Here is a 15,304-nt window from a genome sequence, read left to right on the forward strand (position 1 = left end):
GTTCCATTTTTGGTGGATGTCGGGTTATGGTCAACCCGAACGATCTTGTACGGAGGTGCCCGGATGGAGAATGCCGCGCCCGCTCGCCGAGGCCGTCCCCCGGGGACCCGGGCCGCCGAGGGAGAGCTGACCGACCGTCAGTCGGCCATCGTCCGTTACATCACGGAGACGGTCGACCGGCAGGGCTACCCTCCGTCGATGCGGGAGATCGGCCAGGCCGTGAATCTCGCCAGTACGTCCTCGGTGGCCTACCAGCTGGCCGTCCTCGAACGCAAAGGCGTCCTCTACCGCGACCCGCACCGTCCCCGCGCCTACCAGGTACGGCCCTCCTGGGCGCCCGACCTTGGCGGCAGGAGCGCCGCGCCGGTCGACGTGCCGCTCGTGGGCCGGATCGCCGCCGGTGCGCCCCTGCTCGCCGAGGAGATGATCGAGGACGTCTACTCCCTGCCCCGCCAGATCGTGGGGGAGGGTGACCTGTTCGCCCTGACCGTCTCCGGCGACAGCATGATCGACGCGGCGATCTGCGACGGAGACATCGTGGCCGTCCGGCGGCAGGACAGTGCCGACCACGGGGACATCGTCGCCGCGCTGCTGGAGGACGAGGCCACGGTCAAGGTGCTGCGCCGGCAGGAGGGGCGCGTGTGGCTCATGCCCCGCAATCCCGCGTACGAGCCGATTCCCGGTGAGCAGGCGCAGATCCTGGGCAAGGTGGTGGGCGTCCTGCGGCGCCTGTGATCAGGCGGCGTCCGGCATGCGCAACGGGTGTGTGAGGCGTCCGGCCCGACCTGTGCCACCGTCCGTGTGGGTTACTGGTAGATCATTGCCAATTGCATGACATACCAGTAAATTTCGGACAACTGCTTCGAGATGTCACCGGCAGACGGAGCCACAGGATGAGCACGGACGACCGCGTCGCGGTGACGACCGGGATCGCACGACTGGCCGCGTGCCCCGGACTTGCCGGGCCCGGCCGGCTCGGACTGGTGACCAACCACAGCGGCGTCCTCCCCGACCTGCGCCCGGCCGCGCCCGCGCTGCTGGAGGCCGGCGCACGGCTGGTCGCCCTGTTCGGTCCCGAGCACGGGCTGTACGGGACCGGCCAGGCCGGCGAGAGCGAGGCCGCCCAGGTGGATCCCGCGACCGCGCTCCCGGTCCACGACACATACCGGTGCAGTGGCGAGCGCCTCGACGAACTGCTGCTCGCCAGCGGCGTCGACGCCCTGGTGTACGACCTTCAGGACATCGGGGCCAGGTTCTACACCTACGTGTGGACCATGTTCGACCTGATGCTCTCGGCGGCCCGTACCGGCGTACGCTTCGTGGTCGCCGACCGGCCGAACCCCCTGGGCGGACTCCTGAGCGAGGGCCCGCTGCTCGACCCGGCGTGGGCCAGCTTCGTCGGGCGCGTTCCGATACCCGTCCGGCACGGCCTCACCTGCGGTGAACTCGCCCGGCACCTCAACGCCTCGGCCGTGCCCCACATGGCGGGCAGCGCCACTGACCTGACGGTGATCGAGGTCGACGGCTGGCGGCGTGCCATGGGCGCGGAGGCCACCGGCCTGCCGTGGGTCGCGCCCTCGCCGAACATCCCGACGCCCGCCACCGCCACCGTCTACCCCGGCACCTGCCTGTTCGAGGGGACGAATGTCTCGGAGGGCCGTGGCACCACACAGCCCTTCGAGATCGTGGGAGCACCGTACATCGACGCCCGGTTCGCGCCCTCGCTCGCCGAACTCGCCCTGCCCGGAGTGCACTTCCGTGATCTGCGGTACGTACCGACCTTCCACAAACACGCCGGATTGCCGCTGCGCGGGGTCCAGCTCCACATCACCGATCGCAAGGCGTTCGCTCCCGTGCGCACGGCCGTCGCGATGCTCGCCACGCTGCGGCGGCTGTACCCGGACGACTTCGCCTGGCGCACCACGGACGGCGGCACGGAGGGGACCGGCCATCGTCACTTCATCGACCTGCTGTGGGGGTCCGATGGACTGCGGCGCGCTGTCGACGCGGGCGACGATCCGCTGCCGCTGTGCGATCCGCCGGCGCCGCCCGGCCGGTGGGTCGGCGACGACGTGCTGCTCTACACCTGAGACCTCCCGCCCCACCGCCGCGACCTGGCGACCCGGCACCGACGCGAGATTCCGCACGGGCGCGCGATGGCAGCCGAGTCCCCCGACTCGCCATCGCGGACCCATGGAAGGACAACTCCGCCGATGAACGACCCCACGACGACATCCTCCGCCGCGATGCGCGGCTTTCGCGCGGGGGACGGCCCGCAGTTGGTGGAGGCGTGGTGTCGTAGTGCGCCGGCCGACCCCATCACCCCGGACCGCTTCCGCTCCCTGGTGCTGCTCGACGCCAACTTCGACCCCGAGGGGCTTCGGGTCGCCGTCGACGGCGACCGTGTCGTCGGCGCCGCCTACGCGGTGCGCCGGCTGACGCCGATGACCGGCACCGACCTTGAGCCGGAGCAGGGCTGGATCCCGTTCTTCTTCGTCGACCCGGTCGCCCGCGGGCGCGGCCTCGGGCGGCGGCTGCTGACCGACGCCCTGGACTGGCTGCACAGCCACGGCCGCACCCGGGTGGACTTCTCCTCGTACACCCCGAACTACATCCTCCCCGGCCTGGACGCCGAGGCGTACCCGCAGGCGGCGGGGCTCCTGGACTCGCTGGGCTTTCGCACCCTGTACGAGGCGGCGGCGATGGACCGCGGCCTCGTGGGCCATCGCCTGCCGGACGATGTCGCAAGCCGCCGGGACGAACTGACGGCGCAGGGCCACCGGTTCGCCACCCCGACCGACGACGACCTGGTGGAACTCGTCGCCCTCGCCGGGAACCACTTCAACCCGGACTGGGCCCGCGCCATCCGGGAGTGTCTGGCCGCGGGCACCCCGCTCGACCGGATCGTCATCGTCCGGGAGCCCTCCGGCCGCCTCGTCGGCTGGGCGATGCACGGTGCGTACGAGTCGGCGGTCGAGCGGTTCGGTCCGTTCGGTGTGCTGGAGGAGATGCGCGGCACCGGGCTCGGCAAAGTCCTGCTCCATCTGGTCCTGGAGCGAATGCGGGCGCGCGGCGCACACTCCGCGTGGTTCCTCTGGACCGGCGAGCGGTCCCCGGCGGGCCATCTGTACCGCAAGGCCGGGTTCACCACGACCCGGCTGTTCCGCGTCATGCGGCGGGAGGCCACCCCATGACACGGGCACGGCGCACCCACGGCCTGAGCCGCCGTCACTTCGCGCTCGCGCTCCCCTCGGCGCTGCTCGCCTCCGGATGTACCGCGCCGTACAAGGGCACCGGACGGCCCGGGGATCCGATCGTCCTCACCCTGCTCTCCCACTACGCGAGCGGGGAGCTCAAGGCGGCCCTGCAGGGCCCGGTCGACGAGTGGAACGCCACGCACGACCGGATCAAGGTGCAGACGAAGGCCGTCGAGTTCACGGATCTGCTGACCACGTTCATGGTCAGGCAGGCAGCCGGCCAAGGCGCCGACATCCTCCACCCGTACTGCCTGTGGGCCGGCCAGCTGGTCCGGGCCGGCGTGCTGCGGCCCGCTCCCCCCGAGCACGCCGAGGAGATCAGACGCGGCTACGGCGAGGCCGCGGTCCGCTCCTCATCGGTGGGGGGCAGACTCTACGGCTACCCCACCGAGATGCAGACGTACGCCCTCTACTACAACAAACGGCTGCTGCGCGAGGCAGGCATCGACGGCCCTCCGCGCACCTGGCGGGAGTTGGAGGAGGCGGCCTACCGCACCAGCAGACGGGACCGGTACGGCAACACGCTGGTCCAGGGCTTCGGGCTGTCGACGTACGACGACTCCACCACCGTCGGCCAGACGCTCGCCCTCCTCAACGCCGCCGGCGGAACGTTCGTCTCCGCGGACGGCAGGAGCACCGCCATCGACTCGCCGGCCGGACGTGCCGTATTCGATCTGGAGCACCGCCTGGTCACCAAAGGTGCGAGCGCCCCCGGCGTCAACGTCTACAAGGCGTTTCCGTCCGGGCAGGTGGCCATGGTGGTCAGCGCCGGCTGGTGGACCGGGAGCCTGAAGCCCCTGATGGGCAAGGACTATCGCGATGTCGGCGTCGCGCCGCTGCCCGTCCCCGAGACGGGCGACCGACGCGCCACCCTCTCCACCGGCTTCATGCTGGGGGTCAACGCGGCCAGCGAACACCCGTGCGCGGCCTGGGATTTCCTGCGCTGGCTCAACACCGCGAAGGTGGGCGTGAAGAGCGCCAAGAAGGTGACGACGGCGACCCGCATGAGTTCCCTGCAGGTGTCGGTCGGCTCGCTGACCGGCCGCGCCGACGACATGCGAACTCTCCTGGGCGAGGGGGGCGATCCGAACCTGCGCCCGTTCCTGGACGCGCTGGCCTACGCGGTACCGGAGCCCAACGTGCCGGGCGCTCAGCAGGCCAAGTCGCTGTTGCGCAAGAACATCGAGGCGTTGTGGACCGGTCAGCAGTCGGTCGACGAGGCACTGCGCACCACCCGCCGTCAGGTCGATCAGGAGGTGTCGCGCGCATGGTGAACACCCTGACGCCCACGACGACCGAGCGGGCGCACAGCCCGAGCTCCGCCGGGCTCGCCGTCGACGACCGCAGCCGTACCCGCCGCCGCCAGGTCGTCGTCGCCTATGTCTTCCTGGCGCCGACGTTGCTGTTCTTCGCGGTCTTCCTGATCCTGCCGCTCGGCTTCGCAGTGCTGCTGTCGATGTCCCGCTGGGCCGGGTTCGACCTCGGTGACATCGATCCGGTCGGCCTGGACAACTTCACCGACCTCTTCGCGGACGGATCGACGTTCCTGGCACCGATCCTCACCAACACGCTGCTGTTCGCCCTGGGCACCGTGGCCCTCGCGCTCGCCGGCTCCGTGCTCGTCGCCACCTGCATCGACAACCTGCGGTTCCAGGGGCTGTGGCGCACCCTGTACTTCCTGCCGATCGTCACGACCGTCGTCGCCGTCGGCAACGTGTGGAAGTACATGTACGAGCCGGGCGGGCTCGTCAACGGCGTCCTCAACGCGCTCGGTCTCGGCTCGGTGGCGTTCCTGCAGGACCCGGACACCGCGCTGCCCTCGGTCGTGGTCGTACAGGCCTGGGCGTCGGTCGGCTCGGCGATCCTCGTCCTGACCGCCGGGCTGAAGTCCATTCCCGAGTCGTACTACGAGGCCGCCGCACTCGACGGCGCCGGGCCCGTCACCGTCTTCTGGAAGATCACGCTGCCGCTGCTGAGGCCGTCCCTGCTGTTCGTGTGCGTCACCCAGTTCCTCACCGGCCTGCAGTCGTTCGCGCTGATCATCGTGATGACCAAGGGCGGGCCGGGTGACGCGACCAACGTCGCCGCGCTGGAGATGTACCGACAGGCCTTTTCGTACGGCAACTGGGGCATCGCGAGCGCGGCCGCCTTCGTGCTGTTCGTCGTGGTCCTCGCGGTCACGCTGGCGCAGTTGTGGATCTTCCGGCGCAAGGGGGAGGACGCATGAACCGCCGCCGTTTCCCGCTCTTCTCGTACCTGGTGGTCGTGACCGGCGCCGTGCTGACGGTGGTGCCGTTCCTCGACATGGTGATGACGTCCTTCAAGGGGCCCGGCGAGTCCGGCACACTGCCATACCGGTTCCTGCCCCGTGCGTTCGACCTGTCCAACTACCGGGCGGCGATGGACCAGCTCGATCTGCCGGTGCTCTTCCGCAACAGCGTCGTCGCCACCGCCGTGATCACCGGATCGGTGCTGCTCACGTCGTCGCTCGCCGGGTACGCGCTCGCCAAACTCCGCTTCCCCGGACGGAACTTCATCTTCCGCCTCGTACTGTCCACGATGATGTTCCCGCCGTTCCTGTTCTTCATCCCGCACTTCCTCATCCTTGTGCACTGGCCGCTGGCGGGCGGCAACGATCTGTTCGGGCGCGGTGGCGCGGGCCTGACCGTCAGCATCGCGGCGCTCGCCATGCCGTTCCTCGTCAACGGCTTCGGGATCTTCCTGACGCGCCAGTTCATGCTCTCGATCCCCGACGAGGTCCTTGAGGCCGCGCGCATCGACGGGGCAGGCGAGTTCGCCGTGTGGTGGCGCATCGTGGTGCCGCAGACCAAGCCGGTCGTGGTGACGCTCGGGCTGCTGACCTTCGTCGACGCCTGGAACGAGTACATCTGGGCGCTGCTCGTCTCCACCGCCAACCCGGACGTGATGACCCTGCCGGTCGGCATCCAGCTCCTGCAGGACTACGTCGACCCGACCCGCACCATGCCCATCGTCATGGCCGGCCTCGTGCTGAGCATCCTGCCGGTCCTGATCCTCTTCCTGCTGCTGCAGAAGCACTACATCCGCGGCGTCATGCTCAGCGGCCTCAAGTGAGGCCTCGTACGGGAAGGCGGCTCGGAATTGTGGCCTCCGCCATAGCCGGTGTGCTCCGGGCCTGCTGAGGTGATCGTCATGACCGAGGGAATCACCTGGCTCGCCGAACCGAAGTCCATCGACTGGGGCGGCTACAGCGTCATCATCGCTCAAGACCTCACCGGTGACACGCTCGCCCAGCGTGTGGCGGCCACCCGGTTCGGCCGGAACCTCCAAGAACCGCGTTTCCTGGGCAACCTCACCGCCGGCCAGGCCGACGACGTCATGACCGGGCTGTTCGGCGACACCCATGACGCGATCGCTCTGCGCTACGGCGAGACGGACGAGTGGGCCTATGTGGTCCAGCACGGCTTCTGGTACGCGGAGTTCGGGCCCCAACCGCCCGTCTCCCGCGGCGGCGCCCATGTGTTCCGTCTGTGGTACGAGGAGGAGAACGGCAAATCCGTGCCGCCCTACTTCGCCTACGAGCACGACGGCCGCACACTGTGCCACTTCAACCTGCATCTCGACGGCTCATGGGGATCGAGCAGAGTCGACGGGGACCCGGAGCCGGCCCGCGCACTCGAAGCCAGGCTGACGGCGGCCGGTCTCTCCCTCGACGACCCCGAAGACCGCTGGGACGACCGACGCAGGACCCATCGGGCGTGCCTCGCCGCCATCGAGGAGCACTTCAACCTCACGCTGCCCCGCGAACAGATCCTCAACGGCACTCTTCCCACACTCCTGATGAAGGCGAACAGCGCCAACTGCCCGTTCTGCGGGGCACAGCAGGCATGAGTCAGCCTGGCCGCGCACCGGTCGGTCCGCCTTGCACGGCTTCGGAGCGGCTGCGTGCGACCCGTGCCAGATCGTTCATCAGCGCGGCCAGCCAGGACACGGTCGCGTAGTACAGCCGTGGTGCGCCGGGCGGCTCCGTGGCGAACCCCTTGAAGGCCGGGTCGTTCAGCGGCACCGGCGCGGCGGGGGTGTCGTCGCCGGGATCCAGCGCTGCCGAGACCAGCAACATACGCCCGCACACCCGGTCCCCCAGGCCGCCGACCAAGTCGGCCGGCGCCGGGCCCATTGCGGTGAGCGGCGGCTCCAACAGCCGCTCCGACCCCCACAGGGTGTGATGGCCGGCCATCAGCGTCGCCTGCCAGTCCATGTTGGGCAGTGCCACGCTCCTGGTCGGTCCGCCGAAGGGCGTCGGCTCGCTCTGGTACTGCGCGTACGCGGACTCCGCGAGGATGACCGCGTGCTGGAGCGACCGGTGGCCGGGCACCCCGGACGGCGCGGCCGCCGCCCCGCCTCCCGCCACCGAGGCACTGGTCGCCACCACGATCTCGGCCGCCCTGCGCAGGAGTTCCGCCGAGGCATTGCACAGCTCGTTGTGCGCCCCGCGAGGCCAGGCCAGCAGACCGAAGACCGCGCCGATCGCGCTGCCGACCAGCACGTCCAGCAGCCGGACCTCCGCCAGCCGCCAGGTCGGCGGCGCCAGCTGGGCGAAGACCAGGGCCACGACCACGGTGAACAGGCCCTGCGCCCAGCCGACTCCCCTGACCGGCCCCACCGTGAAGGCGAACAGCATCCCGATCGGCAGTACGGCGGCATACACCAAGGTGTGGGTGCCCACCAGGTCCAGCAGCCCCGCGGTCACCAGAGCCCCGGCCAGGGTGCCCGCGAGCGCCACCCGGATGGTGCTCCAGGTTTCGTCCATGGTGGTCCGGGTGAGGGTGAGGGTCGCCAGCATGGCCCAGAACCCGTGCGGCAGCGTGTCCACCCCGGACACCAACCTGGCCGCCGTCAGGGCCAGGGAAATACGAACCGCGTTCTGGAAGAACACCGAGCGGCGCCCGGCATGGCCGCGCAGCCGGTGCCACCACAGGGACGGGGCCCAGGCAGTGGCGTACCAGAAGCGACCCGGCGAGACCCGCACCGAAGCCCGTCGGCCTCGTACCGCCAGATCCGCCGCCGTGGCCATCGTGAGTGCAGCGTCGGCGATCTCCAGCACGGCGGCGTGCCGACGCAGAACGGCGGGCGGGAATCCCGGCGCGGGATCGCTCCCGCCGGTGGCCACCGCGGCCGGGGTCATCGTGGGGTCGGCGCCGCCGGACACGGCCGACAGGCGGGCGCGTGCCGTGACCAGCTCCTCGTACGCGGCCACGGGCGACGGCCCCGACCTCAGACAGTCCGCGGTGGCCGTGGCCAGCCGCGCCACCGCCTCCAGTACGTCCGTCACATCGGGTCCCGGACCGGCGGCCGGCGCGGCGGGCAACTGTTCCAGGCGGCTGAGCAGGGTGCGGGTGGCCAGCCCGGTGTGGGCGAGGGCACGGTCGTGCACTCCCGGTCCGGCGGGACGTTCCGCCTCCGGCACGTTCAGGGACCGCAGCGCCTGCGCGCCGTCGCTCAACGCCCGGATGTCCGCGTCGTCGAGGGCGTACGGAGGCGCGGCGAGGAGTGTCGCGCAGTGCGCGGCGGTCCGCGCGGACCGGGCGGCTCGCTCCCGGTACGACGGCGGGGCGGGCTCGGGGAGGATCAGCGCCTCGGCGGCGATGAAAAGGGCCAGCCCCGTGGTCGTCCCGATCAGCCGGTCGCCGAGCGAGCCGGGATCGTACGGCGGGAAGGACGGCAGGATGTAGAGGAGCTGCAGGCCCGGTGCCGCCCCCGCCGGACGTGGACCACCCACGGCGGAGAAGGCGAGCACGAAGCCGACCACGAGCATGCCGACGACGGCGCTCCAGGTCCGTACCGACAGATAGGTGCCGACGATCACCAGCACCCAGCACACCGGCACCAGGCGCAGCGTCAGCGCGGCGCGCTGACGGCCGGTGCCGGGGATCTTGGAGAGTCCGCCCAGCGCCACGGTGGCGAACAGGGCGTAGGTGGCGGCAACGGGTCGATCGAGGCCGTAGCGGAAGAGGTAGAAGGCGGCCGAGGCAACCAAGGTCACGCGGAGCGCCCTGCGACCCGAGGACGCGTAGGCCGCCCGGATCCGGCCGACTGGCACACCCCACACCCCTGAAGGATCACGTACGACCGCGAACCCGGCACCTTCCCGGCGCCGATCGGGTGGCGCGCCGCCGTTGGCCGGCCCATGGCGCCCGAGACCGGGGGTGGCTCCGGGTTCAGCGCCGGAGCCACCGATGGGGGTGGTTCGGTGGGATCAGTCCTCGTCAGGGTCGAGGACGCGGCCCTTGAGCTTGACGGGGGCGGCCATGCCCACGCGCAGCTCTCCGTCGGTGTAGCGGCCCGGCGTCGCGCCGTCGACGGCGGTGACCTGGGCCGCGTAGCCGATGCACTCCTGGTTGGTGGACAGGGACGGGTTGTGGGTGAAGGTCAGCGTGCGGCCTCCGTCGCCCAGGGTGCCCTGGGTGGTCTTGAGGTTGCCCTTCGCCTGGAGGGTGTTGACATCGTGGTAGGCCCAGGAGAGCCAGCCGGTGAAGGCGAAGCCGGTGGGTGCCTTGAGGGCGAAGCTGATGTCGCCGGGGTTCACCGGGTCGGGGACGGTGCTGAGCACGCCGAAGCTGAGGTGGGCCGGTACACCGCCCGGTGCGTCTTCGACGATGCCCTGCTGGAGGATGTACAGCTGATTCTCGGAGCCCGGCTTGACGGGTGCCTGAGTCTGCGTGGCCATGGTTGCCCTTCTGTGGATGGGTGTTGTCCGCGTGAGCGGAACCGCCGGTGGCGGGCTTGTGGCGGGCTCGGCCGCCGTCGGGGTGATGACGGGCGGCGTGAGCTCCGCTGGGCGCCGGGAGCAGGCGTGCGTTCAGTCGCTGCCGGGCGTGGGCGGGGTGGCGGGGGCGTGCTCGGCCAGCAGCGGGCCGAGGACGACAAGGGCGCCGAGGACGATGTCCTCGTAGAGGTAGAACCCCGCTTCCAAGGGCGGCGGTTCGCATGCGGAGTCCTTGACGTCGGCGCCGGCGTCCGCGGCGGTGTCGTGCCGGGTGTCGTCGTCGGCTTCGCCCTGCGCCGCGGGCGTGCCGAGGAGGTCGGTGAGGTCGTTCGCGGCGCCCTGGAGGGCCGCGCGGGCGGTGCCGGCCAGCAGGCGAACGGGGAGGTCCAGGGCGGCGGCGGTGCGCTGGCCGGGGATCATCCTCGCCGCGGTGGGGGCCTCCGCGGTGGCGGCGCCGAGCCACTGCACCGGCAGCGTGCAGGCGGAGACGATCCGTGCGGCGGACATCAGGGGCGGGGGCTCGCCGTCGACCATGAGGTCCTCCCACTCCATGAGGTCGAAGAGGAACTGACCGCCCTTGTAGAGGGGCCAGGGCCGGACCGTGTCGAGCAGGACACGGGCCCGTTCGGGCTCGCGCCGGCGCAGGGCCACGCCGTGCCGGGCCAGCGTGCACAGGCACTGGCGCAGGCAGCTGTTGACCTGGCCGAGGAAGGCGAAGGCCCGGTGGTCGGTCGGGGCCGGCGGGCCGGTGGTGTCGTCGGCCGGCGGGGGTGTGGTCGTGGTGGTCACAGTGGCCTTGAGGTGACGTAGTGGGCGATCTGCCGCAGGACGGCTTTGCCTTCGTTCTCGGGGATGATCCGCAGGTCTTCTTCGAAGCGGGCGATGCCTTCGGCGGCGAGCCGGTCGGCGAGGTCGGTGGCGTATTCGATGGAGCCGTGCCGCCGCATGGCGGCGAGGAGTTCCTCGGCGTGCTGCTGGGTCTTGTCGGCGCGGCGTTGCCGCAGGACGTCGAAGAGGCGGGGCCGCTCATGGGCGTGGACGGTGCGGAAGAGGTGGATCAGCATCACGGTGCGCTTGCCTTCGAGCAGGTCGCCGAGGGGCTCCTTGCCGTAGAGGGCTTCCTCGCCGACCAGGTTCAGAATGTCGTCCTGGATCTGGAAGGCGATGCCGATGAGACGGAACGCCTCGTCGAACCGGCCGAGCACGGCAGGGTCGGTGACGCCGGCGCAGACGGCGCCGATGCGGCAGGGGCTGATGCAGGTGTACCAGCCCGTCTTCTTGGTGCTCATCGTGAAGTAGGCGTCGTCGGCCTCGGGGACGACGTCGTGACGGATCCAGCCCAGCTCCATGGCCTGGCCCTCGATGGACTCCCGGCACATGTGCAGCGCCTCGTGGATGAGCCCGAGCGTGCGCACCAGGCCCAGTGTTTCGAGGTTGGACAGGACGGCGTCGACGGCTAGGAGGTTCAGGCCGTCGCCGACGTTGACCGCCAGGCCCAGGCCGTGTTCCTCGTGCATGGTGGGCAGGCCGCGCCGATGGGTCGACTCGTCGGCGATGTCGTCGTGGACCAGGAAGCCGTTGTGAAACAGCTCCAGCGCGGCCGCCGCGCGTACGGCGTCGTCGGGCCGCCCGCCGAAGGCAGCGCAGGCCGCGATGGTCAGGGTGGGCCGCAGCCCCTTGCCCTGTCTGGCGGGGTAGGAGCGCATGAGGTCGTACAGCTCGGCGCGCGGTTCCCGGTCCGGCAGCAGCCGCTCGATCTCCTCGTTGGTGCGGGCCCGGCACCGGCGCATGGTCTCCATGAGGTCCGCGTCGCGGACGGTGTCCTCCAGCGACCAGCTCGTACTGGTGCGGCCGTCCCACAGCAGACGCGGAGGACTGACGGTGGTGTCGCCGATCAGCGCGAGGGGCGCGGGCCCGTCCTCGGGCGAGCGCCGGGCGAGAAAGTCCAGCGCCGTCCAGTCGACCGGCGCGACGGCCAGCTCCACGGCGGCGGGTGCCGCACCGCCCCACAGCCGGGGGGCCTGCTCGCGGTAGGCGCCCCAGAGTTCCTGCATGCTGCGCAGCCCCGCCGCACGCTGGGACAGCAGCGTGAAGGCGCGCCACACCGCGAGGGTGTCCTCCCGGGGTCCGCGCACGTCGAGGCTGTCGGGCAGGACCTGGTCGACGGGCGGGCGCTGGAGGTCGAACAGCAGGTTCATGGCCCGGTTGTCGAAGACGACCTCGACGTCCGGATCGGGGCAGCGGTCCTGGCGTACGACGATACGGCTGTGCCGTGCGGTGAGCGTGGCGTGGCTGTCGTCGTTGAACCGCAGGCCGAGCCGGATGCCGCGCAGCTGGTCGGCCGCGGCGGCGAGAATGGCCGGCGCCCGGTCGGACAGGGCGGCGACGGTCTCGTCCAGTAGCCGGGCACCCGTGAACGCGGGCGCGGTCTCAGTCATGGGCACCACCGGCGAACTCCACGATGCCCTCGGTGTGAAAGCCGATCGTGTGCCCGCCGACCCGGCCCTCCACCGTGCACGGGCCGAGCGTCTCGTGCACGCTGAACGGCTGCAGGCTCGTCTCGGACGGGTTGGCGATCCGGCCCGCCGTGTGGGAGCGGAAGTCCAGGACCAGACGGTCCTCGCCGAGCCGCGCGGTGATCAGCAGCCGACCGGGGACCGCTGCCGTCGGCGGGGTGCCCAGCGTGCCCGCGAACGGTGGCACCAGCACCACCCGGTCGCGGTCCAGGACGCCGCTGACCGCGACCCGCAGGTTGCGGCGCGGAAAGTGACGGATCATACGTCCGTCGCGCCACAGCATGACCGATCCGTTGGCCGCGTCCGCCGGGTACTCGGGCTGGATCAAGGTGAAGACCACCGCGAAGGGCGGGGCGGCGCCGGTGGGGCCGGACGGGTCGTTGACGAAGCCGAACACCCAGCCCCCCAGCGTGGGCCAGGACCACCGCCCGCGCACCCGTTCGTGGTAGCCCAGCAGCTCCGTCTCCGTGGCCGTGCCGTCGCCGTGCCGCAGGGTGCCCGCGCCCAGGATGCCGGGCTCCGACTGCCAGCGCAGGTGCTCGTCCTCGCCGAAGGGCGCGCACTGCGAGGTGCACGGCCTGCTCGTCCGGGTCAGCCGTACATCGGCCGCCGGTGCCGCAGACCGGGCCGCCAGCCGGAACGCGCCGGACGCGCCGTGCGGGTGGGGTAACCGGAAGGCGGACCAGGGGAGTTCGGGCTGGTCGGCGTTGAACTGCGTGGCACTCCAGCCGCGATCCCTCGCGTGGACGAGGAGGATCGCCATGTGCTGGCCCTCGGCCGCCGTGCCGGTACCGCTGCGCCGTCCGGTGTCCGGAGTTCCGGGATCCGCGAACACCGCGCCGGTGGAGGAGCCCAGGACGGACAGGTTGGCGATCAGGGCCTGTCGGCCGCACCGGGACAGGAACGCGTAGTGCAGCCACTTACGGTCGAGCGGATGGGTGAGGGGGGTGTGCGGGAACGGACCCGGGGGCCCGAGTCTCGCGAGGATCGGCGTGGACACGCCCCGAAAGCTAACGCACCGTTGCATTGCAATTACAACACGTGACGTTCGAGTGGGTGACCTGGGAGCAAAGAAACGTTCACTTCCATATTCGAGGTTTGAAGCGCGAAGAGCCGTCTGCGGCGGACACTCCGCCACGGACGGCTCCCGGTCGTCAGTGGCCCTTCCGCTAGTCCTCGTCGTCTCCGAGAACGCTTGCCTTCAGGCGTACTTCCGGCTGGCCCGCGATCAGCGCTCGCCCGTCGGTGTACCGGCCCGGCTCGGCATCCGTCCCGGCCCGGACGCCGAGGGTGTACACCAGGGCCGCCGCCGGATTGCCGGGGGTGTTCAGCCGGGGTTCGTCCGTCATGGACAGCGACCTGCCGCCCTCCCGCACTGCTGCCGTCGGCTCCGGAGCGGCCACCACGGAGCCGTCCACGCGGTAGTACGCGCAGGTCGCCCGGCCGTCGAAGAAGAGCCCCGTCGGAGCGGTGAAGCGGTGCTCCACGCGCCCGGGGGCCCAGGCGTCCGTGGAGGAGACCCGTACATGCACCAACTCGCTGCCGCCGCGCGGGATTTCCACTCCGACCTCCTGGCGTACCAGCAGTCGCGCGGCCGTCTCCGCGGCGGTGCCTCGGTCAGTGTCCGAGGCGCCTTCGTCTGCGCCGTCCGGTTCCGGGATCTCGTCCTGTTCCGGCTCGGCGACCTGAGAGGCAGTGGTGGGGAGAGGCAGGGCAACGATCCGGTGGTGGAAGTTGTCCGCCACGAGCAGTCGCCCGGCCGGGTCCACGGCCAGACCGCACGGATAGGCCGGCGAGATGTCGCCTGCCGGGTCCTGCCCCGCGACGACGCGCGCCACCCCGTCGGCCAGCCGCCAAACACGGTGTCCATTCATGTCGGCGACGTGGACGACCCCCTGGGCGTCGACCGCCACGGCGCACGGGGCACTCCAGTCGACTGCGGTGACGTCGGAGTTCCCGCCCGGCAGCCCCGCCAGCACCCGAAGAGTCCCGTCCGTGCCCAGCAACAGCACCCGACGGCCCACCGGGTCGGCAATGTACAGACGGCCCGACGCGTCGGTCGCCAGACCCGCGGGCAGGAATGCCTCGCCGGCGTCGGCCGCACCTGAGCGCCCGTCTGCCGCGACGACCGCGCTGATGGCGCCGTCAACGCCGACTCTGCGCACCCTGGGGCTGCCCGCTTCACCGATGTACAGCGATCCGGTGCCGTCCACGGCCAGGGCGCACGGGGCGTCCAGCCGGGCGCGGTCGGCGGGGCCGCCGTCGCCGTCGCCGCCGCGGCACCCGTCTCCCGCAACCGTGTCGATGACACCCGAGGCGTTGATCCGGCGGATCCGGTGGTTCATCTCGTCGGCGATGAGCACACCCCCGTCCGCGTCGACCGCGAGGGCGGCCGGGAAGCCCAGGCGGGCCCGCACCGCGTCCGCGCCGTCCCCGGCGAAGCCCCGCAGTCCGTCACCGGCGACCGTCGTCAGCACACCGGAACCGTCGATCCGGCGCACCCGGTGGTTGGCATGGTCGGCGATGAAGACGCCCCCTCGGCCCACGGCCACATCCGAGGGAAAGGCCAACTGCGCCTGTGCGGCCGGCCCCCCGTCCCCCGAGAAGCCGGCAGTGCCGTTTCCCACCACGGTGACCAGTGGATTGTCCTCGTCCGAAGAGCACCGCTCGTGCGTCGGGGCCGCTGCCTTCGCCGTCACGCCGTCACCACCCGGCACCGTCGCAGTGGTGCGTGTTCGGCGCCTGTCACCTTCCACGGCCTCGTCACCCGCATATCGGTCTCCTTT

Annotated in this window: 13 protein-coding genes; 7 read left to right on the plus strand and 6 right to left on the minus strand. The window is 71.2% G+C overall.

What is annotated here, in order from left to right; translation table 11 throughout:
* Nucleotides 1-63 precede the first annotated feature (63 nt).
* From lexA to AB0I54_RS29970, 7 genes are all read left to right on the plus strand, one after another.
* Nucleotides 64-735, plus strand: coding sequence for a transcriptional repressor LexA (gene lexA / locus AB0I54_RS29940; protein WP_363299310.1), 672 nt, complete (start codon nucleotides 64-66; stop codon nucleotides 733-735).
* Between the two features lie 158 nt (nucleotides 736-893).
* The gene (locus AB0I54_RS29945) at nucleotides 894-2,090 is read left to right on the plus strand and encodes a DUF1343 domain-containing protein (RefSeq protein WP_363299311.1); all 1,197 of its coding nucleotides are present in this window, start codon (nucleotides 894-896) and stop codon (nucleotides 2,088-2,090) included.
* 123 nt (nucleotides 2,091-2,213) lie between these two features.
* Nucleotides 2,214-3,194 (plus strand): GNAT family N-acetyltransferase, encoded by a 981-nt coding sequence (locus AB0I54_RS29950; RefSeq protein WP_363299312.1) that lies wholly within the window; start codon nucleotides 2,214-2,216, stop codon nucleotides 3,192-3,194.
* On the plus strand, nucleotides 3,191-4,531 hold the full coding sequence (locus tag AB0I54_RS29955; RefSeq protein WP_363299313.1) for an ABC transporter substrate-binding protein: 1,341 nt from the start codon (nucleotides 3,191-3,193) through the stop codon (nucleotides 4,529-4,531). Before AB0I54_RS29950 ends, AB0I54_RS29955 begins: the two co-directional genes overlap by 4 nt.
* On the plus strand, nucleotides 4,525-5,484 hold the full coding sequence (locus tag AB0I54_RS29960) for a sugar ABC transporter permease (RefSeq protein WP_363299314.1): 960 nt from the start codon (nucleotides 4,525-4,527) through the stop codon (nucleotides 5,482-5,484). Before AB0I54_RS29955 ends, AB0I54_RS29960 begins: the two co-directional genes overlap by 7 nt.
* Entirely contained in the window at nucleotides 5,481-6,350 is an 870-nt protein-coding gene (locus tag AB0I54_RS29965; protein ID WP_363299315.1) for a carbohydrate ABC transporter permease, read from the plus strand. Before AB0I54_RS29960 ends, AB0I54_RS29965 begins: the two co-directional genes overlap by 4 nt.
* A 78-nt stretch (nucleotides 6,351-6,428) precedes the next feature.
* Nucleotides 6,429-7,127: a hypothetical protein gene (locus AB0I54_RS29970; RefSeq protein WP_363299316.1), complete on the plus strand. Its 699-nt coding sequence runs from the start codon at nucleotides 6,429-6,431 to the stop codon at nucleotides 7,125-7,127.
* A 1-nt stretch (nucleotide 7,128) separates the two neighbouring features.
* On the opposite strand, the gene AB0I54_RS29975 is transcribed toward AB0I54_RS29970, so the two are convergent.
* The 6 genes from AB0I54_RS29975 to AB0I54_RS30000 all read right to left on the minus strand — a co-directional run bounded on the left by AB0I54_RS29975 (nucleotide 7,129) and on the right by AB0I54_RS30000 (nucleotide 15,217).
* A complete protein-coding gene (locus AB0I54_RS29975) occupies nucleotides 7,129-9,279 on the minus strand; it encodes an FUSC family protein (protein ID WP_363299317.1) in 2,151 nt (716 codons plus the stop codon).
* 213 nt (nucleotides 9,280-9,492) lie between these two features.
* A complete protein-coding gene (locus AB0I54_RS29980) occupies nucleotides 9,493-9,963 on the minus strand; it encodes a hypothetical protein (RefSeq protein WP_363299318.1) in 471 nt (156 codons plus the stop codon).
* A gap of 132 nt (nucleotides 9,964-10,095) precedes the next feature.
* On the minus strand, nucleotides 10,096-10,791 hold the full coding sequence (locus AB0I54_RS29985; protein ID WP_363299319.1) for a hypothetical protein: 696 nt from the start codon (nucleotides 10,789-10,791) through the stop codon (nucleotides 10,096-10,098).
* Entirely contained in the window at nucleotides 10,788-12,440 is a 1,653-nt protein-coding gene (locus tag AB0I54_RS29990; RefSeq protein WP_363299320.1) for a polyprenyl synthetase family protein, read from the minus strand. Before AB0I54_RS29990 ends, AB0I54_RS29985 begins: the two co-directional genes overlap by 4 nt.
* On the minus strand, nucleotides 12,433-13,518 hold the full coding sequence (locus AB0I54_RS29995) for a hypothetical protein (protein WP_363299321.1): 1,086 nt from the start codon (nucleotides 13,516-13,518) through the stop codon (nucleotides 12,433-12,435). Before AB0I54_RS29995 ends, AB0I54_RS29990 begins: the two co-directional genes overlap by 8 nt.
* A gap of 169 nt (nucleotides 13,519-13,687) precedes the next feature.
* The gene (locus AB0I54_RS30000; protein ID WP_363299322.1) at nucleotides 13,688-15,217 is read right to left on the minus strand and encodes a serine/threonine protein kinase; all 1,530 of its coding nucleotides are present in this window, start codon (nucleotides 15,215-15,217) and stop codon (nucleotides 13,688-13,690) included.
* Nucleotides 15,218-15,304 lie beyond the last annotated feature (87 nt).

This window comes from Streptomyces sp. NPDC050625, assembly GCF_040654755.1.
GTDB lineage: Bacteria > Actinomycetota > Actinomycetes > Streptomycetales > Streptomycetaceae > Streptomyces.